This is a genomic window from Streptomyces boncukensis (genome assembly GCF_011045075.1).
In the GTDB taxonomy this organism is placed as follows: domain Bacteria; phylum Actinomycetota; class Actinomycetes; order Streptomycetales; family Streptomycetaceae; genus Streptomyces; species Streptomyces boncukensis.
In genome coordinates, this window is the sequence record NZ_JAAKZZ010001121.1 from 1 (window position 1) to 473 (window position 473).

Sequence of the window (473 nt, forward strand, 5' to 3'; positions counted from 1 at the left end):
CAGGCGATTGTGGAGACGTATGGGCAGGGGCGTGGGGAGCCGTTGTGGTTGGGGTCGTTGAAGTCGAATATCGGGCATGCGCAGGCTGCTGCGGGGTTGGGTGGGGTTATCAAGATGGCGATGGCGATGCAGCACGGGGTGTTGCCCGCGACGTTGCACGTGGATGAGCCGAGCCGTCATGTGGACTGGTCGGCGGGGTCGGTAGAGCTTTTGACGGAAGCCCGTCCATGGGAAACACACGACCACCCACGCCGAGCCGGAATTTCGTCATTCGGGATCAGCGGCACCAATGCACATCTGATTCTTGAGGAGCCCCCGCAGCTTGACGCGGAACGCGAGGAGCAGGGGCAGCGGGGTGATGTGGAGTCTGGTCCGGTGGTGGTGTGGCCGGTGTCGGCGCAGTCGCCGGTGGCGTTGCGGCAGCAGGCTCGGCGGTTGTTGGCGTTTGTGCGGTCGCGGCCGGAGGTGTCGGT

Annotated in this window: 1 protein-coding gene; it reads left to right on the plus strand. The window is 65.1% G+C overall.

The window, feature by feature from the left end; translation table 11 throughout:
* A partial coding sequence (locus G5C65_RS38245) for a ketoacyl-synthetase C-terminal extension domain-containing protein (RefSeq protein WP_277608171.1) occupies positions 1–473 on the plus strand: 473 nt, incomplete at both ends.